The 254-nt window shown below is 77.6% G+C and carries 1 pseudogene; it reads left to right on the plus strand.

From position 1 onward, the window contains the following. Positions 1-254: pseudogene (locus KVS67_RS12380) on the plus strand (hypothetical protein); the annotation flags it as partial.

The following is a 254-nucleotide window of genomic DNA, read 5'->3' on the forward strand; positions in this document are numbered from 1 at the left end:
CCGGGACGAGCTGCACTACCAGGGCCCGCAGATCCCCTCGGACGGGGACGGGGAGACCGTGGAGGCTGGTGCGGAGGTCGTCGTGCGGGACATGGGCCTGAACGCGGTCGACCTGCTGGCCCAGCTCACCCAGGGCCGGGGCGGGGTGGACCGCCGCACCGGCGCAGGACCCGGCCGGGCCCTGCGGTACGAGCCGCCGGGGGCCGGGCCGCGCCTGCACCTGTTGTCCCGCCGCGGCATCCCGCTCCTGCCCA

The organism is Micrococcus sp. GbtcB5, assembly GCF_019091605.1.
In the GTDB taxonomy this organism is placed as follows: Bacteria; Actinomycetota; Actinomycetes; order Actinomycetales; family Micrococcaceae; genus Micrococcus; species Micrococcus luteus.